At 65.2% G+C, this 19705-nt stretch carries 14 protein-coding genes; 13 read left to right on the top strand and 1 reads right to left on the bottom strand.

The window, feature by feature from the left end; all coding sequences use genetic code 11:
* Nucleotides 1–234: 234 nt before the first annotated feature.
* The 12 genes from rpsT to JQ587_RS02180 all read left to right on the top strand — a co-directional run bounded on the left by rpsT (nucleotide 235) and on the right by JQ587_RS02180 (nucleotide 17020).
* Nucleotides 235–501: a 30S ribosomal protein S20 gene (rpsT, locus tag JQ587_RS02235; protein WP_212302074.1), complete on the top strand. Its 267-nt coding sequence runs from the start codon at nucleotides 235–237 to the stop codon at nucleotides 499–501.
* Nucleotides 502–1769: 1268 nt separating this feature from the next.
* Complete coding sequence (gene dnaA, locus JQ587_RS02230) at nucleotides 1770–3182, top strand: chromosomal replication initiator protein DnaA (protein ID WP_249154158.1); 1413 nt, start codon at nucleotides 1770–1772, stop codon at nucleotides 3180–3182.
* Between the two features lie 248 nt (nucleotides 3183–3430).
* Nucleotides 3431–4549: a DNA polymerase III subunit beta gene (gene dnaN, locus JQ587_RS02225; protein ID WP_212302072.1), complete on the top strand. Its 1119-nt coding sequence runs from the start codon at nucleotides 3431–3433 to the stop codon at nucleotides 4547–4549.
* 99 nt (nucleotides 4550–4648) lie between these two features.
* Nucleotides 4649–5785 (top strand): DNA replication/repair protein RecF, encoded by a 1137-nt coding sequence (recF, locus tag JQ587_RS02220; RefSeq protein WP_212424280.1) that lies wholly within the window; start codon nucleotides 4649–4651, stop codon nucleotides 5783–5785.
* Nucleotides 5786–5904: 119 nt separating this feature from the next.
* A complete protein-coding gene (locus JQ587_RS02215; RefSeq protein ID WP_212424279.1) occupies nucleotides 5905–6663 on the top strand; it encodes a hypothetical protein in 759 nt (252 codons plus the stop codon).
* 158 nt (nucleotides 6664–6821) lie between these two features.
* Complete coding sequence (locus JQ587_RS02210) at nucleotides 6822–8999, top strand: hypothetical protein (RefSeq protein WP_212424278.1); 2178 nt, start codon at nucleotides 6822–6824, stop codon at nucleotides 8997–8999.
* 78 nt (nucleotides 9000–9077) lie between these two features.
* Nucleotides 9078–9896: a hypothetical protein gene (locus tag JQ587_RS02205; protein WP_249154143.1), complete on the top strand. Its 819-nt coding sequence runs from the start codon at nucleotides 9078–9080 to the stop codon at nucleotides 9894–9896.
* A gap of 282 nt (nucleotides 9897–10178) precedes the next feature.
* The gene (gene gyrB, locus JQ587_RS02200; RefSeq protein WP_212302068.1) at nucleotides 10179–12614 is read left to right on the top strand and encodes a DNA topoisomerase (ATP-hydrolyzing) subunit B; all 2436 of its coding nucleotides are present in this window, start codon (nucleotides 10179–10181) and stop codon (nucleotides 12612–12614) included.
* Nucleotides 12615–12879: 265 nt separating this feature from the next.
* Entirely contained in the window at nucleotides 12880–13344 is a 465-nt protein-coding gene (locus JQ587_RS02195) for a hypothetical protein (RefSeq protein ID WP_212302067.1), read from the top strand.
* Between the two features lie 120 nt (nucleotides 13345–13464).
* Nucleotides 13465–14760, top strand: a complete 1296-nt coding sequence (gene murA, locus JQ587_RS02190; protein ID WP_212302066.1) for a UDP-N-acetylglucosamine 1-carboxyvinyltransferase — start codon at nucleotides 13465–13467, stop codon at nucleotides 14758–14760.
* A gap of 200 nt (nucleotides 14761–14960) precedes the next feature.
* Nucleotides 14961–16373 carry an MATE family efflux transporter gene (locus JQ587_RS02185; protein ID WP_212424432.1) on the top strand — a complete coding sequence of 471 codons (1413 nt, stop codon included), beginning with the start codon at nucleotides 14961–14963 and terminating at the stop codon, nucleotides 16371–16373.
* Nucleotides 16370–17020, top strand: coding sequence for a DsbA family protein (locus JQ587_RS02180; RefSeq protein ID WP_212302065.1), 651 nt, complete (start codon nucleotides 16370–16372; stop codon nucleotides 17018–17020). The genes JQ587_RS02185 and JQ587_RS02180 overlap by 4 nt, the downstream gene beginning before the upstream one ends.
* 81 nt (nucleotides 17021–17101) lie before the next feature.
* Here the strand turns inward: JQ587_RS02180 and JQ587_RS02175 are convergent, their stop codons facing one another.
* Entirely contained in the window at nucleotides 17102–18217 is a 1116-nt protein-coding gene (locus tag JQ587_RS02175) for an FUSC family protein (RefSeq protein WP_212424277.1), read from the bottom strand.
* Nucleotides 18218–18334: 117 nt separating this feature from the next.
* Between JQ587_RS02175 and JQ587_RS02170 the strand changes: the two genes are divergently transcribed.
* Entirely contained in the window at nucleotides 18335–19705 is a 1371-nt protein-coding gene (locus JQ587_RS02170) for an MmgE/PrpD family protein (protein ID WP_212424276.1), read from the top strand.

Below are 19705 nucleotides of genomic sequence, written 5' to 3'. Positions count from 1 at the left end.
TGCCAAAGACCCCCTCTATAAGGGCGCCAACTGGCGGCGGGCGCAATCCTGCCGCCGCTGTTCTTTGAGCAGTTGCAGGCTCTTTTGGGCCTCAGAGATAGCCGCAAGGTCTATCGCTCATGTTCCGGGGACAGCCTTGCACCGAACACCCTAAATCCGAGCGTCGATTCCGCGGTCAAGCAGCCGGCGCTACCCGACCAAGACGCGACCGGTACCGCAAAGGACATTGAGACCATGGCCAATACCACTTCCGCCAAGAAAGCGACGCGCAAGATCGCCCGCCGCACTGCCGTCAACAAGTCGCGCCGCACCCAGATGCGCGGTGCCGTGCGTAACGTCGAAGAGGCCATCGCGACCGGCGATCGCGCCGCCGCCGTCAAGGCGCTGGCCAGTGCCGAGCCCGCGCTGATGCGCGCCGCTCAGCGCAACATCATTCACAAGAACAACGCCAGCCGCAAAGTCTCGCGCCTCACCGCGCAGATCGCCAAGCTCGCCAAGTGAACTCGTGAAGTAAAGTTCGCAGTGCGATCCGATCTTCATTCGATCGGCTGAAGCGAACATCGCGCAGGTCAAACAGCCCGGCTTTCACGCCGGGCTTTTTGTTGCCTGTCACAATTCCCGCTTGCGGTCTTTGGACGACTGATCTTCCGTCGGAAGAGTCTCGCCGTCTTCGCCATGCTGCGTCCGTAGTTCTACCTGCCGCTGTTTTTGCAACAGCGGCAACTTTCACTGCGCTGCGAAAAACCCCTGCGGCGCGGGCCTAAGTTGAATTCGCACGCGCGATAGTTCTGCACACCGTAGTTTCACCGGAACACGTTTCGCGGTGGAGTTACCCTGTGAAACGAGACTCAAAAAACGATGTCTCGCTAATCACTTATCGACATAGCGGCGACAAGCATTTGGAAAACTCGCCCGCGCGTCGCGTGCGTGACGATTTTGTAAAAATTTTTTGGCGATGGGGGAGTCAATGTCACATGATGCGCCGCATTTTCGAATCTGTGCACGAATCCAAAAACTTGGTCTCAAGCCTGTGAACAACTCGTGCGCGGCGTTAACGCTGGTCAAGTTTTTTGATGCCTCAAGTGTGAATCAATTTCGTTGCGAGTCTTTCCGCTTAGTGTATTCCTTAAGTCGTTCGCGGCGCCCACGATCTTGAGACCAGCGCGGTTTAAGAAACGAGGCGAGCGTGCAAATCGGCGGCGGTGTGCACGTAGGCGACGCTTCAACAAGCGATTGTCGGATCAAACCCATAGCAATATGGGAATGGTAGCTCTTTGTCTGAATGTCTCCAAGCGGGATCTTAGCGACCCCGTTCGCGTCAAGCGGATATGAGAGACATCTCGAGGCTGCCCCGACAGGCGCGATGGCGAAGCCGAGCGGACGACACGAACAGACGGGCAGGACATCCGCGACTTGAGTATAGCGCGGGAGTTCTTTTACGCAGGACCTTGTCGTGAGCGATCACGGCAGGACGGGGAGGTATCATGTCCTACGGATTCAACGCGGTATTGACACACGTTTCATCGTCCCACGATGCCGTTTCCAATCCGTCCTGCGATCATCCTCCGTGTGAGGGCGCGTCGAGTACGCGCTGACCTCGCGAACTCTCCATCTACGACATCGCTGATCTGACCCGCAGCGCTTGCGCCGAACGGTCGCGCTTTGCCCGACGATGGACTCGCTTGAGGTCGCGCCATGGCCGAGATCCCGGAGGAACTCCGCATGGCGCCCGCCACGCAACCTTATCTCTCGAGAAAAGTTTTCAAATGATGACGACATCGGAACAGGATCGCTGGTCACGCGTGAAGAATCGCCTGCGCACGAACGTTGGTGAGGACGTCTATACGAGCTGGTTTGCGCGCATGGATCTCGAAGGCGTGCAGGACGAGAGCGTGCGTCTCTCGGTCCCGACGCGGTTCCTGAAGAGCTGGATCCAGGCCCATTATGCCGAGCGCGTGCTGTCGTGCTGGCAGGCCGAGATGCCGGAAGTGCATCGCATCGACCTCACCGTCCGCTCCGCCGTGCGCCCCGTGGTGCAGCCGAAGGAAGCGCCGGCGCCAGTCGAAGCACGCCGCGCGCCTGTGCCGGAACTGCGCTCGACCGCGACCGCGCCGGTCTCCGCCAATCATGACGCGCTCGGCGGCTCGCCGCTCGATCCGCGCCTGACCTTTGCAAGCTTCGTCATCGGCCGTTCCAACACGCTGGCGCATGCCGCCGCGCGCCAGGTCGCCGAAGGACGTCGCGGCGACCCCGTGATGTTCAACCCGCTCTACATCCATGCCGGCGTTGGCCTCGGCAAGACGCATCTGTTGCAGGCGGTGACCTGGGCCGGCAATTCCGGCAACGAGCGCAAGGTGCTCTACCTGACCGCAGAAAAATTCATGTACGGCTTCGTCGCCGCGCTGAAGACGCAGACGGCGCTGGCCTTCAAGGAAGCGCTGCGCGGCATCGACGTGCTCGTTATCGACGACCTCCAGTTCCTGCAGGGTAAGTCGACGCAGGCCGAGTTCTGTCACACGCTGAATGCGCTGATCGATGCCGGCCGTCAGGTCGTGATCGCAGCCGACCGTCCGCCGTCCGACCTGGAAAGCCTGGACGATCGTGTCCGCTCGCGCCTCGCCGGCGGTCTCGTGGTCGAGATGGGCTCGCTCGGCGAGGAGCTGCGCCACGGCATTCTCAAGTCGCGCGTCGCGGCGGCCCGCACCCATCATGCGACTTTCGACGTACCGGAAGAGGTGCTGCATTATCTGGCGCGCGCCATCACCCATAACGGCCGTGACCTCGAAGGCGCGATCAACCGCCTCTTGGCGCATTCGAAGCTCAACAACCGGCCGGTGACGCTGGAGATGGCCGAGCACGAGGTGCGCGATCTGATCCGGCCGCAGGAGCCGAAGCGGATCAAGATCGAGGACATCCAGCGCGTGGTGGCGCGGCAGTATAATGTCAGCCGCTCCGACCTCTTGTCCTCGCGCCGGACCGCCAATGTGGTGCGTCCGCGCCAGGTGGCGATGTATCTCGCCAAGACGCTGACCCTGCGCTCACTGCCGGAAATCGGCCGCCGCTTCGGTGGCCGCGACCACACCACCGTGCTGCACGCCGTGCGCAAGATCGAGGCGCTGGTGTCCAAGGACAATGCGCTGTCGGAGGAAGTGGAGTCGCTGAAGCGCCAGCTTCAGGAATAAACGCCTAGACCTCCCGCCATTCTCCCGCCGCCCCGGCCATGCCTGGGCGGCGGTGTTCGTTTTGGCGGTAAATCGTGGGGAACTGGCTCCCGATCCCTTGAATCCCGGGGCTATCCGCGCCACCTTGCGCGACCCTGACGGCTTTGGTCATATCGGCTCGATGACCCGGCCTGCCGGGGTCTTCGGTGCCGCGGCGCGCTGTCCTCCGCCCGGCTTTTTCCATCTTTGGGGATCGGGCGAGTAGTGCAATGAAGGTTACGGTCGAACGCGCGCAACTCCTGAAATCGCTGGGCCATGTCCACCGCGTGGTCGAGCGTCGCAACACGATTCCGATCCTGGGCAACGTGCTGGTCCGCGCCGAGAACGCGAAATTGTCGCTGAAGGCGACCGACCTCGACCTCGAGGTGACGGAGACGCTTCCTGCGGAAACCGCGACCGCGGGCTCGACCACCGTGCCGGCGCACATGTTCTACGACATCGTGCGCAAGCTGCCTGATGGGTCCCAGATCGTGCTGGAGGCCGACGGCGACCGCGCGGTGCTGGCGATCCGCGCCGGCCGCTCGCGCTTCACGCTGCAGACCCTGCCGGAGAACGATTTCCCGGATCTCGCCGCGGGCGACCTGTCGCACGCGTTCAATCTCGCCGCCAAGGACGTCAAGCGGCTGATCGACCGCACCCAGTTCGCGATCTCCACCGAGGAGACGCGCTATTATCTCAACGGCATCTATCTGCATGCCGCGGGCACGGCGAAGGCCGCGACCCTGCGCGGCGTCGCCACCGACGGCCACCGCCTCGCCCAGCTCGACCTGGTGCAGCCCAAGGGCGCCGAGGGCATGCCCGGCGTGATCGTGCCGCGCAAGACCGTCGGCGAGGTGCAGCGCCTGATCGAGGACACCGACGCCGAGATGACGATCGAGCTGTCGCAGGCCAAGATCCGCTTCACCATCGGCAACGTGGTGCTGACCTCGAAGCTGATCGACGGCACCTTCCCCGATTACGGCCGCGTCATCCCGCAGGGCAACGACAAGGAACTCGTCGTCGACAAGAAGGACTTCGAGAACGCGGTCGACCGCGTCTCGACGATCTCGAGCGAGCGCGGCCGCGCGGTCAAACTGTCGCTGTCGCCGGGCAAGCTGGTGCTGTCGGTCACCAATCCGGATTCCGGCAGCGCCACCGAAGAGATCGAGGTCGAATACGCCTCCGACGCGCTCGATATCGGCTTCAACTCCCGCTACCTGCTCGACATCGCCGCCCAGATCGAAGGCGACGTCGCCACCCTGAAGCTCGCCGACCCCGGCTCACCGACCCTGGTGCAAGACCGCGACGACAAGAGCGCGCTGTACGTGCTGATGCCGATGCGGGTGTGAGGGGCTACCGGCCTCCGCAAGCATTGACTACATCCGTCATGGCCGGGCATAGCCGTCCGAAGGGCGGCGCCGCTGACGCGCGCCAATGACAAAGACAGCATGACCCCCTCCCGCATTCATCGCCTGACGCTGACGCATTTTCGCAACTATCGGGCGGCGGGGCTCGAGACGGCGGCTGACATGGTGGCGTTGGTCGGGCCGAACGGGGCGGGCAAGACCAATTGCATCGAGGCGATCTCGTTCCTGTCGCCGGGCCGGGGCTTGCGGCGCGCCACGCTGGAGGACGTCGCCGACAACCAGGGCGATGGGTCCTGGGCGGTGTCAGCGCAGGTCGAGGGCGCGCTGGGGCTCGCCACGCTAGGCACCGGCATCGAGCCGCCGCGCGCGGACGCTTCCGCGAGCCGCCGCTGCCGCATCGACCGCGAGCCCGTCAATTCTGCGGCCGCCTTCGGCGATCACATCCGCATGGTGTGGCTGACGCCGGCGATGGACGGGCTGTTCATGGGCGCTGGTTCCGAGCGGCGGCGCTTCTTCGACCGCCTGGTGCTCGCGATCGACAGCGAGCATTCCAGCCGCATCAATGCGCTGGAACGTTCCCTGCGCTCGCGCAACCGTCTGCTCGAGACGCGCAATTACGACGACCATTGGTGTGACGCGATCGAGCGCGAGACCGCCGAGCTCGCCGTCGCGGTCGCCGCGACGCGCGGCCAGACCGCGGCGCGGCTCACCGGCATGCTCAACGCGCGCGCGCAAGCCTCCGCATTTCCGTCGGCGCAGATCGCGCTCGACGGCTGGATGGAGAACGCGCTGCTGCAGGAAACCGCGACGTCGGTCGAGGACCGCTATCGCCAGATCCTGCGCGACAACCGCCCGCGCGATGCGATTGCCGGCCGCACCACCGACGGCCCGCATCTCACCGATCTCCAGGTGATCTATGCACCGAAGAGCATGCCGGCGCGCGATGCCTCCACCGGCGAGCAGAAGGCGCTGCTGATCGGCCTCGTGCTGGCGCATGCGACGCTGGTCGCGGAGATGACCGGCATCGTGCCGCTGCTCTTGCTCGACGAGGTCGTCGCCCATCTCGACCCCAACCGCCGCACCGCGCTGTTCGACGAACTGCGCAAGCTCGGCGCGCAGGTCTGGCTGACCGGCGCGGACCCGGCCGCGTTCAGCGAGATCGGCGCCGGCGGCGAAGTGTTTGACGTCGAGAGCGGACGCGTTTCCGCCCGGCGATAGCCGGCTTTGTTGAACCTCGCTTATTCGGGCCGCGACTAGGTCTGTGAGGCCGCGCTGGCGGTGTCGCAGCCGTTGCAATCGCGCGATCGACACGCGCGATATCCCTGGAGAGAGAGACCATGACGACGGTAAGGCAAGGGGCGAAAGTCCCGGCACGATGGCGGCTGTTCGTGTGCGGCCTCGCTCTGATCGCAAGCTGCGCGCTTGCCGCAAGCGCCGGCGCCTGGGTGCCGCATCTCGCGCCGCTGTTTTCGTCCGCCCTCGCGCCGGATCCCGACGCCGCCCTGCCCGCACCGACCCGAACCAGCTATCGCGAGATCGGCACCACCAAGATGCTCGGCATCGAGGCGCCGCTGCGGACCAGGCTCACGGCTCGCATTCCCGCAAAGCTCGGCGACGTCCTCGCCTTCTACCGCACCGAGCTCGGAAAGCTCGGCTGGCAGGAACAGCACGATGGCGCCGTGATCGCCACCGATCACGTCCGGCTCACCTTCGCGACCCCGCTGGGGCCGGCGGCGCTGGAGCTTGACCGCAAGGACTCGAGCACCTCAGTCAATCTGGTGCAGCGAAACCGCGAGGCCGCGACCATGGCGCATGTCATGCCCCGGCCCGGCCGCGCGGCGCTGATGCTCACCAATCTCAGCGACAAGGAAGCCGTGCTCACGGTCGACAACCACACCATCACGCTCCCCGCCCGCGCCGGCAAGGAACGCCCCGAGGCGCCGCTATTCAACATGCCGCCGGGCAAATATTCATACGCGTTGAAGATCGACGGCGGCCCGGACCGCAACACAACGATCGAGCTGGTGGCCGGCGATGCCTGGGAGGTCACGATCGGTCCGGAGGGTGACCTCTGGTCGCCGCTGCAGCTCTATTGAGCCCCGCCCCCTCCTGACCCCGCCTGCGGCGCCTCGGGATACCGCTGTTGAACCTTGCCGGTTCCTGCCGCGACTAGTCGTCTGAGGCCGCGCCGACGGTGTCGCAGCCTGCAATTGCGCGGGGATCAGGACCCACGCGAAATCCGGGAGTCTTTCAGATGTCGATGATCGAGCGCGGGACGCAGGTCCCGGCACGCTGGCGGCTGCTTGCCTGCGGCCTTCTGCTGATGGCAAGCGTTTCGCTGCCCGCGCGCGCCGACGACGGCATCGTCGACGTCCACGGCCTGCCGCAGCTCGAAGGCGCGGTGCAGGACCCCTCGCTTGGAAAGGGCGGCGGCGTCGAGTATCGCATGCCGACACCGGAGGCCGTAACAGCACCGGCGGTGAAGAAGCTCCTGAGCGCCAATGGCTGGGTGCCCTATGTGCGACCGCTGGAGGAGAAGAGCACCACACTGAATTTCAAGAAGGGACGGCAGGGCCTTTCGGTCTTCCTCACCCAGGCCCTGGGCCGACCCGACCAGCCCGTGGTCCACTATTCGTACGACCGGATCTACGGGAACGTGCCGTTCCCCGATGGCGCGAGTGACATCATGTTCGATGGCACCAGGCCCTATCTCGGCTGCATCGCGCCCGGCACGCTCGATGCGACGTCGGATTTCTACGCCAGCCAGATGGCTGCGATCGGCTGGCAAAAGCTCACGCCGGAAACCGCCACGCGCTGGACGACCAGCCTGGAGGAGACCGTTCCCAACGGCTTTCGCGCATTTTACGCGCACGCCGATAGCGAGGAGACTGGCTTCTACCGACAGAAGCCGGTCATGCTGACGCTGACGCGCCGCGACGACGGCCGCACCAATGTGGACATCCGCGTCGCGCCCTTCGCTTTGCCCGGAGAGCTCAAGGCCGACAGCGATCTTGCCGGCCTGCCGCGACCGAATTCGACCAAGTCAGCCAGGGGCCTCGGCGGCGCAAGCTCCAACAAGCGCGAAATGTCCGCCGCCGTGATGGCCGAGCTGCCCGCCGTGCTCGCCTTCTATCATCGCGAGCTCGCCGCGCGTGGCTGGCAGGAGGATGGCAGTGCGCCGCTCGCGCCCGGCGACGAGGTGGCGATCAAGGTCTCCACGAACGAGGAAACCGGCGTGCTGCGGCTCGGCCGCAAATACGATTTCACCATGGTCAGCATGATCGCGCAGCTGAAGGAGTCGGCGCTTGCTGCCCGCGCCAAGGCGAAGAAGGAAGCTGACGAGCAATTCATGAAGGACGCGGAGGCGATGACGAAACAGGTCCTCGCTGAAGACGCGGCCCGTCGCAAGGTACAGGCCGCCACGCTCTCCGATGCGCCGTTGCAGGCACAGGCCGGCAGCACCACGCCGGTGCCGCTGCCGGAGACCGCGCAGGAGGTGAATTTCGATGGCCCCGGTGGCCGGCTCGAATTCAATGCCGCCTCCAGCGTCAAGGCGCTCGCCACGTTCTACCGTTCATCGCTGAAGCAGGCGGGCTGGAAAGAGCAGCCGTCGGTCATCAACCAGCCGAACATGGCCGTGCTGGAATTCGCCAAGGGCGGCAAGTCGATCTCGTTCACCGTGATGCAGATGGGCGCGAAGGTGAATGTCAGCGCGGATGGCTCGGGCCTCAAGATGGCCGCGGCTAACCCTGTCTCCAAGAGCGGCCCTGCGAGCAACGATGCGGCTGGCGTGCAGGCCAAAGCATCCGGTCCGCTGGAAGCAGACCCGGACTCCGCGCTGCCCGTGCCGAAGCAGCGCAGCTCGACCTCGCTTGGCACGGCAAAGCTGCCCGGCGTCGAGGTGCCGTTCCGCCGCGAGCTCGAAGCCAACGTGCCCGCCGAGCTCAGCGACGTGCTCGCGTTCTATCGCCGCGAGCTGACAAAGCTCGGTTGGCAGGAGAAGCCGGACGGCGCGGTGACGACCGCCGATCGCGTGCAGCTCGCCTTCGCCTCCCCGCAGGGCCCGGCGATGTTGAAGCTCGGCCGCACCAGGGGCGAGACGTCGATCGACCTCGTGCAGAAGAACCCGGATGCCGCGACCAAGGCCGACATCATGCCGAAGCCAGGTCAGGCCAAGCTGCTGCTGGGCAATATGGGCAACCAGGAAGCCGTGCTCACCATCAACAAGCAGACCATCAAGGTCGCCGCCGGCGCCGGTGGCCCTCAATCGCCGAAGGGGCCGATGCTCGATCTGCCGCCCGGCAAGTATCAATACGCGCTGAAAATCGCTGGCCGGCCGGCCCGCAACGAAGCGATCGAGCTCGTCGCAGGCGATGCCTGGGGCCTGATGGTGGGTCCGACCGGCGAAGTGCTGCCGCTGCAGATGTATTGATCCCGTCACCCTTGCTTGGAAAGGCCAGGTTGAACCTGGCCGTTCCGTGAGGCGACTAGTGCTGCAGAGGCGGCGGCAATGCGTATTGCGACCGCCGCATCGCGCGAAGATCACGACGCGCGATATCCCTGGAGAGTGAGTGAGACGATGGTCAAGCGCGCGTCAAATATTCCGACAGGATGGCGGCTGTTGGTGTGCGGCCTCTTGCTTCTCGCGAGCTGCCCGCTTCCGGCACACGCCGAGGGCGCGGTGCCGGACATGGCGCGGCTGTATTTGGCGCGGCTGTCGCCCGGGCCGCTCAAGCTCGATCCTGGTGTCGATCTGCCCGTGCCGACCCGGATCAGCCACAGGCACTTCACCACCCAATATGCTGACGGCGTCAAGGCTCCGATCCGGCGTACGCTCAGCGCCAGTATCCCTGCCGAGTTCAGCGACGTGCTCGCCTTCTACCGTGCCGAGCTGCCGAAGCTCGGTTGGCAAGAAGTGGCAGGTGGGGCCGCGGTCGCAGCCGAGCACGCGGAGCTCTCGTTCACATCCCCAGAGGGGCCAGTCACCTTGATGCTCGGCCGCGCGAAGGACGAGACCACGGTCGAGCTGGTGCAGCGGAACACAGAGGCCGCCGCCAAGGCCAACTTCCTGCCGATGCCAGGACAGGCGCGGCTGATCTTCGGCTATCTTGTGCCTGACGTGGCTTCGCTCGCGATCAACGATCAAACCATCAAGATCGCGGGCGGCGTCAATCATCCGCAAACGCTGGATCTGCCGCCCGGCACGTATTCCTACACTCTTGTCGTATCAGGCCATCGGATGCGCACTGCTAGCATCACCGTGGCCGCAGGCGAGGCCTGGGCCCTCAGGTTGAGCGACGACGAGAGCAAGTCGGACCGGATCTACTGAACCCAGGGCCTGCTCCGGGCCGCGATGGCACCTCGGAACAGCTCTCCGCGCCCCCGCAAAATCCGCGCCTTTGAGGGCTCAAAACAGCGTCCCGAATCGGGCTTTTTGCGAGCCCCGGAATCGGCCTTCTCGCGCCTTGAAAACCCGCCCAAAAACCCCATCTACTCAAAGGGTTGCCGGGAGATACTTTGCGCTAGGCGCAATCGGTCTTTCATGGCACAAATAGCTTGCAGATCAGCGCCTTTTGCGCGGCTGATTCGGGCGACATTTCGAAGGCCTCTCATGACAGAACCTGCTCGGCAGCCTGCTGCCGAAAACGAGCCCTCCACCGCGAGCGAATATGGCGCGGAATCGATCCGCGTGCTCAAGGGGCTCGATGCCGTCCGTAAGCGCCCCGGCATGTATATCGGCGATACCGATGACGGCTCGGGCCTGCACCACATGGTCTACGAGGTCGTCGACAACGCGATCGACGAAGCGCTGGCGGGCCACGCCACGCGCGTCGATGTCGTGCTCAATGCCGACAATTCCGTCACCGTGCGCGATGACGGCCGCGGCATTCCGGTCGACATCCACAAGGGCGAAGGCATCTCGGCAGCCGAGGTCATCATGACCCAGCTTCACGCCGGCGGAAAGTTCGACCAGAACTCCTACAAGGTCTCCGGCGGCCTGCACGGCGTCGGCGTCTCCGTCGTCAACGCGCTGTCGAGCAAGCTGGGCCTGCGCATCTGGCGCGACGACAAGGAGCATTACATCGAGTTCGCCCACGGCGATGCGGTCGCACCGCTCAAGGTCGTCGGCGATGCGCCGGGCCGGCGCGGCACCGAGGTGACGTTCCTGGCCTCGGGCGAGACCTTCAAGAACATCGAATACGACTTCGCGACGCTCGAGCATCGTCTGCGCGAGCTCGCCTTCCTCAATTCCGGCGTCAACATCGCCCTCTCCGACATGCGTCACGCGGTCGAGAAGCGCGAGGAGATGTACTATTCCGGCGGCGTCGAGGAGTTCGTCAAATATCTCGACCGCAACAAGAAGGCCCTGGTGCCCGCGCCGATCATGGTGCGCGCGGAGGCCAACGGCATCGGCGTCGAGGCCGCGCTGTGGTGGAACGACAGCTACCACGAGAACGTGCTGTGCTTCACCAACAACATCCCGCAGCGTGACGGCGGCACCCATCTCGCCGGTTTCCGCGGCGCGCTGACGCGCCAGGTCAACGGCTATGCCGAGGCCAACGCGAAGAAGGAAAAGATTGCGCTCACCGGCGACGATTGCCGCGAAGGCCTCACCGCCGTGCTGTCGGTGAAGGTGCCGGACCCGAAGTTTTCGTCGCAGACCAAGGACAAGCTGGTGTCCTCGGAAGTGCGCCCGGTGGTCGAGAACGTGCTGAACGAGGCGCTGCAGGCCTGGTTCGAGGAGCATCCGTCCGAGGCCAAGATGATCGTCGGCAAGGTGATCCAGGCCGCCGCCGCCCGCGAAGCGGCGCGAAAGGCGCGCGAGCTGACGCGCAAGAGCCCGCTCTCGGTCTCCTCGCTGCCCGGCAAGCTCGCCGACTGCCAGGAGAAGGACCCGGCGAAATCAGAACTGTTCATCGTCGAGGGCGACTCGGCAGGCGGCAGCGCCAAGCAGGGCCGCAACCGTGAATTCCAGGCGGTGCTGCCGCTGCGCGGCAAGATCCTCAACGTGGAACGCGTCCGACCCGACAAGATGCTGGGCAGCGAGCAGATCGGTACGCTGATCACCGCACTCGGAACGAGCATCGGCGACGAGTTCTCGGTCGAGAAGCTGCGCTATCACAAGATCATCGTGATGACCGACGCCGACGTCGACGGCGCCCACATCCGCACGCTGCTGCTCACCTTCTTCTACCGGCAGATGCGCGACATCATCGACGGCGGCTATCTCTATATCGCCCAGCCGCCGCTGTATAAGGTTTCGCGCGGCAAGTCCGAGCAATATCTGAAGGACGAGCGCGCGCTGGAAGATTATCTGATCGACGCCGGTCTCGACGACTGCGTCTACATTCCCGGCACCGGTGGCGATCGGTCCGGCCGTGATCTGCGCGCGCTGGTCGATGACGCCCGCGTGGTCCGCAGCATCCTGCGCAATTTGCACAGCCGCTATAACCGCAAGGTGATCGAGCAGGCCGCCATCACCGGCGTGCTGAACAAGTCGGTCTACGGCAACCCCGAGAACGCCGCGGCCGCGGCGCAGTACATCGCGACCCGGCTGGACAACCAGGCCGAGGAGGTCGAGCGCGGCTGGGTCGGGCAGTTCGTCGAAGGCCAGGGTTTCCTGTTCGAGCGCACCGTGCGCGGCGTCAAGGAAGCGGCTGTCATCGACGATGCGCTGCTCGGTTCGGCCGAGGCACGCAAGCTCGACGAGTACACGACGAAGCTGCAGGACGTCTATGCCCGCTCCGGCAAGCTGCGGCGCAAGGATACCGAGCACGTGGTGCACGGCCCGGTCGATCTGTTCGAGGCGGTGACCGAAGCCGGCCGCAAGGGCATCACGCTGCAGCGCTACAAAGGCCTCGGCGAGATGAACCCGGAGCAGCTCTGGGAGACCACGCTCGACACCGACGTGCGCTCGCTGCTGCAGGTGAAGGTCAAGGAGGTCGACGAGGCCGACGACATCTTCACCAAGCTGATGGGCGACGTGGTCGAACCGCGCCGCGACTTCATCCAGGAACATTCGCTCAGCGCGACGATCGATATTTGAGGGCCCTGTACGTTTGATGCTCGGTGCGAGTCCCGGGCACGGATCACCTCTCCCCGCTGGGGAGAGGTCGGAGCGCATCGATAGATGTGCTCCGGGTGAGAGGTTACAGTCTCACCGGCTGCTGCAGCCCCTCACCCGGATTGCTGCGCAATCCGACCTCTCCCCGCTGGGGAGAGGTAATGGGCACGGCGACCCCTGAACCTCACCGCCCGCAATCGCGACGAAATGGCGTGAACCCATTGGCCAATCCGGCCGGGAAATGTCCATGAGCGCTCCTGCGATCAAGCCTGCCATTCCGTCACGCCGGCTTGGCGTGATCGGGAGCCTCATCGGCCTGCTGGCTTTCATGGCGGCCGTGCTGCCGCATTGGGTCGTGCCGATGGTGTATCCGCCACCAGCAGTTGACCAGGTGATCGTCGACACCGGGCACCGCATCAAGGATCGTATCGTCGCGCGCGTGAAGGGCGTTGAATATCAGGCGCCGAAAGTTGAAAAATCGGCTGGAAGAAGCTGGAGCGAAATTGCATCGGTCACGGCGATCTCACTCGGCCTGCTCGCCATCCTGCTGTCCGTCCTCTCGCTGATCTTTCGAGAAGAGCGCCTCCTTGCCGCCGTCGCCGCCACGCTCGGCACCGGCGCCATTGCGATCGAGATCTCCTTCGTCATGATCGGCGCGCTGATCCTGATCGCGATCCTCTATGTGGTGGGAAATATCATCGGCCTGTTTTGAGGCCGTCCGGCCGGCAGGCCGTCCAGAACCACGGCCAGCGCAATTGCTACCGCGCTCAATTCCCTATAGTTTCCGCCTCCCAAGCAGCCCGCCCCAACCCAACAGGACGGAGAGATCCAAGTGGCGCCCATCCAATATATCGTCGAGGGCGGTCACCGGCTCTCGGGCTCGATCGAGCCGGCCGGCAACAAGAATTCGGCGCTGCCGATCATCGCCGCCGCCCTGCTCACCGAACATCCGGTGACGCTTCAGAACGTGCCGCGGATCCGCGACACCGAGACGCTGGTCGAGTTGATCTGCTCGGTCGGCGCGTCAGCGGAATGGACCGCGCGCAACACGCTTCACATCCACGCCAAGAGCATCCGTGCCGCCGATCTCGACCCCGAGCTCTGCGTTCGCATCCGCGCCTCGATCCTGCTCGCGGGCCCGCTGCTCGCACGCTGCGGTGAGGTGATGCTGCCGCCACCCGGCGGCGACGTCATCGGCCGGCGCCGGCTCGACACGCATGTGTTGGCGCTGGAACAGCTCGGCGCCAAGGTCACCGCAACGGACCGGCTGGAATTCCGCTGCCCCAAGCTCACCGGCGCCGACGTGTTCCTGGACGAGCCGAGCGTCACCGCGACCGAGAACGCGCTGGTCGCGGCGGTTGCCGCCGACGGTGTCACCCATTTGCGCAACGCGGCCTCGGAACCGCATGTGCAGGACCTCGCCAACTTCCTGGTCGCACTCGGTGCGAAGATCGAGGGCATCGGCACCAACACCATGATCGTTCATGGCCCGGCGACGCTGGGCGGCACGACCTATGCGATCCAGCCCGATCATATCGAGGTCGGCTCGCTGATCGGACTTGCCGCCGTGACGCGCTCGCCCTTGCGCATCGTGCGCGCCGGCGTGGAGCATCTGCGCTCGATCCGCATGGGTTTCGAGCGGCTCGGCATCGTCTGCCGCGTCGAGGGCGACGATCTCATCGTGCCGTCGAACCAGACGCTGAAGATCCAGGACGATTTCGGCGGCCACGTGCCGAAGCTCGAGGACCAGCCATGGCCGGCGTTCCCGGCCGATCTGATGTCGATCGCGATCGTCACTGCCACGCAATGCGAAGGCGTGATCCTGATGTTCGAGAAGATGTTCGAATCGCGCATGTTCTTCGTCGACAAGCTGATCGGGATGGGTGCGCGCATCGTGCTGTGCGATCCGCATCGCGCCATCATCGCAGGGCCCAGCCGGCTGCACGGCGCGACGCTGAGCTCGCCCGACATCCGCGCCGGCATGGCGATGCTGCTCGCCGCCGTCTGCGCCGAGGGCACCTCCACCATCAACAATGCCGACCAGATCGAGCGCGGCTATGAACGCATCGACGAGCGGCTGAACGCGTTGGGTGCGAAGATCCGGCGCGTGCCGGAACGGAAGGGGTGATCTTCGCCTCTCTCCGCTTGCGGGGAGAGGCCGGAATGCGCGCACCAGCGCGGATTCCGGGTGAGGGGGACTCTCCGCGAGCCCAACCGCCAACTTTTCCGCGGAGAAAACCCCTCACCCCGCCGCTCTCCCCGCAAGCGGGGCGAGGGAGAAGAAACCGGGGCCATGTTTTCGACGTGTGGCTGTGCTATTTCACCACCATGCTCGACACCGTCCAACCGCAACAGCAGCCGCAAACCGGCGTGCCGCAAAGCCATCTCGCGCGAGAGTTCGTCGAGACGTTGCGACTGGCCGTGCCGATGATGCTGACGCAGCTCGGGCAGATCGCGATGATTACGAGCGATCTCGCATTGATCGGCCGGCTCGGCGAGGACGCGGTCGCCGCTGCGGCACTTGCGCACACCGTCTATTTTGTCAGCTTCACCTTCGGGCTTGGATTGATGGCTGCGGTGTCGCCGCTGGCCGCCCAGGCGTTCGGCGCCGGCGACGTCAGGCGTATCCGCCGTTCCTTGCGCGTCGGCCTGTGGGTGGCGTTCCTGATCTCGCTGCCGATGATGGCCTCGCCGCTTTATGGCGAGCACATCCTGATTGCGCTTGGGCAAGCGCCGCATTCCGCCGCTCTCGCGCAGCGCTATCTGAATGGCCTCGCCTGGGGCATCGCGCCGGCGCTCGGCTTCATCGCTCTGCGCAGCATGATGAGCGCGGTGAACCGGCCGCAGGCGCCGTTGTGGATCACGCTCGCGGCGATCCCCGCGAATTTCGCGCTGGTCTATTGCCTGATCCATGGACTGTTCGGCCTGCCGGAGCTTGGCCTGTTCGGCGCCGGCCTTGCGACCACGCTGGTCAATCTCGGCACCTTCATCGCTGCGCTCGCCATCGCGGCGTGGCGCAAGCCGTTCGCCGATTATCATCCGCTGGCGCATCTGTGGCGGATCGATTGGCCATTGATGCGCCAGCTGATCGTGATCGGCGCGCCGATCTCGCTCTCGCTGCTGCTGGAATACGGCCTGTTCTCATCGGCCGCGCTGCTGATGGGATTGATCTCGACCACCGCGCTGGCCGCACACCAGATTGCGCTTCAGGTCACGGCCGTACTGTTCATGGTCCCGCTCGGGATCGGCATGGCTGCGACGGTGCGCGTCGGCCATGCCTTTGGCCGCGACGATCCGGCCGGCGTGCGGCGCGCGGGCCTCGTCGCCGCCGTGCTGGGGATCGCGTTCGTATCGGCGCTGACAGTCGCCATCATCCTTGGCCGCTATGGACTGGGGCGGCTGTTCTTCGGCGGCAGCGAGGCCAGCGCACCGACGGTCGAGCTGACCGCGACGCTTTTGCTGGTCGGCGCGACCTTCTTCATTGCCGATGCGCTGCAGACCATCATGGGCGGCGCACTGCGCGGCATCAATGACACCCAGATGACGCTGGTGTTCGCAGCGATCGGCTATTGGTGCATCGGCTTCCCGATCGCCTGGGTGCTGGCCTTTCACGCCGGCCTCGGCGCGGTCGGCGTCTGGATCGGACTGTCGATCGGATCGTTCGTCTATGCCGGCCTCTTGATCTTGCGCTTCCGGATGCTGACGCGCAGACTGGTGGGGATCGTGGAGCCGGCCCGATGACGCTGTCCGTCGACCTGTTCTTTTCCTTTCGCAGCCCGTTCAGCTATCTGGCGCTGCCGAAGACGCTGAAACTGGTCGCGGAGTATGATCTCGCGGTGAACCTGCGGCCGGTCTATCCGCTCGCAGTGCGCGTGCCCGGCTTCTTCAAGAAGGCCAGTCCCAATTTCATTCGCTATGTGGTGCTCGACAGCACGCGCGTGGCGCAGCACGAGGGCATTCCGTTCCGCTTTCCGCGACCGGATCCGATCGTGCAGGACAAGACGACGTTCGATGTCGCGACAGCGCAGCCCTACATCCATCGTCTGACGCGGCTGGGCGCAATGGCTCAGCTCGACGGCCGCTCGCTCGCATTCACGGACGCGATCGCACGTGTGCTTTGGGATGGTTCAGTGACGGGCTGGAACGAAGGCGATCATCTCGCCCGCGCCGCGGAGAAGGCCGGCTTCGATCTCGCCGCAATGGATGCGGCAATCGCAGCTGATCCGGATCGGTACGAGCAGGTGATTGCCGAGAACGAAAAGGATCACGCGGCATCAGGCCATTGGGGCGTGCCGACCTTCGTGTTCGAGAACGAGCCGTTCTTCGGCCAGGACCGCATCGACCTGCTGGTCTGGCGCATGCAGGGCAAGGGGCTGGCGAAGCGCTAAAGCGCATCGCGCTTTAGCCTTTTGTCTTGAGCATGATCTCTTCGGAAAACCGCTTCACACTTTTCCGGATCATGCTCCAGCTCACTCCGCGACCTTCACTGGCCCTTTCGCCGCGGTCTCGGACCATTCGCCGACGACGCGGTCGAGATCGCAGAGATTCTGGTGCATCTGCTCCAGCGAGAAGCCGAGCGCGAAGAAGCGCTCCGCGGTGTCGCCCGCATGGCCGCGGATCAGTCCGTCCTGGCGCACGGCCGCAACCGCCTCGGCATAGTGCTGGAGCGCGACGTGCACGGGATGAATCGGCGGCGCACCTGCGCCCTCGCGCAAGGCTTCGGCCGCGGATTTCAGGAAACGCACGATCGCCACACTGACTTCCGCCAGCGGCGCGGCAAGCCTGACCTGCACCTCGACCGGCAGCGGCACCACGGTGGCGCGGCCGATCATGACGACGTCGTGGCGCAGCCGGAGGATCGTGCGCAGCAGGGGACCGGTGTCGGGACCGCTCGACAGCCGCGCCGAACGTTCGCGCTCGGCCTCGGTGCCGATGGTATTCATCCCCACCATGGCGGTGCCGATGCCATCCTGGATCCGGTGCAGCGCATCGTTGTCGCGGCCACGCGTGAGGCCGGCGAGCAGCTCCGTAAACGCCTCCGCGATCAGCTCGAGGAGTTTTGCCGCGCTGGCGCGGATCTGGCGCACTGCGCGCGACGGCAGCACCAGGAACGAGACCAGGAGCCCGGTGATGGCGCCGACCGAAACCTCGCTGACGCGATCGATCGCCGACGCCATGGGATCGGCGTGATGCATGCTCGGAAGCACGAGCACGATCACGGCCGTCACCGTTGCAGAGCTCAGGTTCGGATAGATCGACGAGAGAAAGGCAAGCGGCGCGACGGCCAGCACCAGCAAACCCAGAAGACCAAGTTCGCCGGAATAGGGGATCAGGATTGCGATAGCGCCACCATAGACCGCGCCGCCGATCGTGCCGAGCATGTAGTCGCGCGTCGCCTTCAGCGAGCGCCCGACGCTCATCTGGGTCACGATGATGGAAGTGAGGACTGCCCAGAGCGGCAATAGCAGATGCAGAGCGGTGGCAAGTGCATAGGCCCCGGTGGCCGCGACCGTGACCCGGACCGCCAGCCCCAATTGCGTCTTTCGCGACCAGATCCAGTCGAACAGCTCCTTTGCGCCTGCCATCGTCGAATGTCCCGATCCTCGTAACCAGCCAGAAGCATAGCTGATGCCCGCAGCCCCAAGGCCGCTTGAAAGGCAAAATCAGCCCGCCTAATTTGCCGGCCAAAACGAGGAAACACGATGGCCCATGAAACCGCAACGCTCGCCGGCTATGTTGCCAACCTGAAATTCGCCGATATCCCGGCGGAGGTGCTGGAGCGCGCCAAGGTGCTGACGCTGGATTTCCTCGGCAGCGCCATCCGTGCCCGCAGCGAAGCGGAATCCACCCCGTCGATCCTGAAGATGCTGGAAGCGCTTTCGCTCGACACCAAGGGCTGCTCCACCGTGTTCGGCGATGCCAAGACCTGGACGCCGGCGGTGGCGGCCCTGCTCAACGGCGCGCTCGGCCATTCCCTCGATTTCGACGATACGCATGCGGATTCCTCGCTGCATCCGAGCGCGCCGGTGGTTCCGGCCGCTTTTGCGGTCGGTGAGATGGTCGGCGCCTCCGGGCGCGACGTGCTGACGGCGATCGTCGCAGGCTATGAAGTGTGCTGCCGGCTCGGCAACGCGCTCGATCCGACCTCGCATTATGCGCGTGGCTTCCATCCCACTGCGACGGCCGGCACCTATGGCTCGGCCGCGGCGGCAGCCAAACTGTTCGGCCTCGGCGAGACGCAGATCATTGCCGCCTTCGGTGTCGCCGGCAGCCAGGCCGCGGGCTCGCTGCAATTCCTGATGAACGGCGCCTGGAACAAGCGCTACCAGGTCGGCGCCGCCGCGATGAACGGCGTGATCGCCGCGACGCTGGCGCGCAACGATTTCGTCGGATCGACGGAATCGGTCGAAGGCAAGCACGGCCTGCTCGCCGGCTACACCGACGATGCGCATCCGGACAAGGCGGTGGCCGGGCTCGGCAAGACCTATGAGACGATGAAGATCGGCGTGAAGCCGTATCCGAGCTGCCGCTACACCCATGCCGCGATCGACGCGCTGATCGCAATGCGCCGCGAGCACAATCTGACACCCGACCAGGTCAAGCGCGTCGAGATCGGCCTGCATCGCAACGGCATCACCCTGACCGGCGATGCCGCGACCAAGCGGCACCCGACCTCGATCGTCGGCGGCCAGTTCTCGATGTTCTTCACCGGTGCGCTCGCGCTCGACCAGGGCTCGTTCGGCTGGGACGATTACAACCGCCTCGGCGACACCGCCATCGACGCGCTCGCCGACAAGTTCGACGTGGTCCAGGACGATCGCCTCGAGATCGGCCGCACCCATCCCTTCGGCGCACGCGTCAGCATCACCACGGATGACGGCGTGCACGAACGCCTCTACGCCGATCCCTCGGGCGAGCCGAATTCCTTCCCCGACGCACAGGCGATGCAGCAGAAATTCCTGACGCTGGCGCGGCCCGTGCTGAACGCACGGGCCGACAAGTTCGCCGATGCGATCATGACGCTGGAGCGGTTCGACCGCGTGACGAAGGCGACGGAGCTGGGGCGGCAGTAG

It is taken from the genome of Bradyrhizobium manausense (assembly GCF_018130615.1).
Lineage (GTDB): Bacteria > Pseudomonadota > Alphaproteobacteria > Rhizobiales > Xanthobacteraceae > Bradyrhizobium > Bradyrhizobium manausense_A.
Note: the sequence above shows the minus strand (reverse complement) of the source record. Positions and strands in the feature narration are given on the sequence as shown.

Coding starts and splice junctions, on each gene's coding strand:
- JQ587_RS02205 (WP_249154143.1), top strand. CDS start 9,078: ATGCGTATTGCGACCGCCGCATCGCGCGAAGATCACGACGCGCGATAT.
- JQ587_RS02215 (WP_212424279.1), top strand. CDS start 5,905: ATGACGACGGTAAGGCAAGGGGCGAAAGTCCCGGCACGATGGCGGCTG.
- JQ587_RS02185 (WP_212424432.1), top strand. CDS start 14,961: ATGCTCGACACCGTCCAACCGCAACAGCAGCCGCAAACCGGCGTGCCG.
- recF (WP_212424280.1), top strand. CDS start 4,649: ATGACCCCCTCCCGCATTCATCGCCTGACGCTGACGCATTTTCGCAAC.
- rpsT (WP_212302074.1), top strand. CDS start 235: ATGGCCAATACCACTTCCGCCAAGAAAGCGACGCGCAAGATCGCCCGC.
- JQ587_RS02195 (WP_212302067.1), top strand. CDS start 12,880: ATGAGCGCTCCTGCGATCAAGCCTGCCATTCCGTCACGCCGGCTTGGC.
- JQ587_RS02210 (WP_212424278.1), top strand. CDS start 6,822: ATGTCGATGATCGAGCGCGGGACGCAGGTCCCGGCACGCTGGCGGCTG.
- dnaA (WP_249154158.1), top strand. CDS start 1,770: ATGACGACATCGGAACAGGATCGCTGGTCACGCGTGAAGAATCGCCTG.
- dnaN (WP_212302072.1), top strand. CDS start 3,431: ATGAAGGTTACGGTCGAACGCGCGCAACTCCTGAAATCGCTGGGCCAT.
- JQ587_RS02170 (WP_212424276.1), top strand. CDS start 18,335: ATGGCCCATGAAACCGCAACGCTCGCCGGCTATGTTGCCAACCTGAAA.
- JQ587_RS02180 (WP_212302065.1), top strand. CDS start 16,370: ATGACGCTGTCCGTCGACCTGTTCTTTTCCTTTCGCAGCCCGTTCAGC.
- JQ587_RS02175 (WP_212424277.1), bottom strand. CDS start 18,217: ATGGCAGGCGCAAAGGAGCTGTTCGACTGGATCTGGTCGCGAAAGACG.
- gyrB (WP_212302068.1), top strand. CDS start 10,179: ATGACAGAACCTGCTCGGCAGCCTGCTGCCGAAAACGAGCCCTCCACC.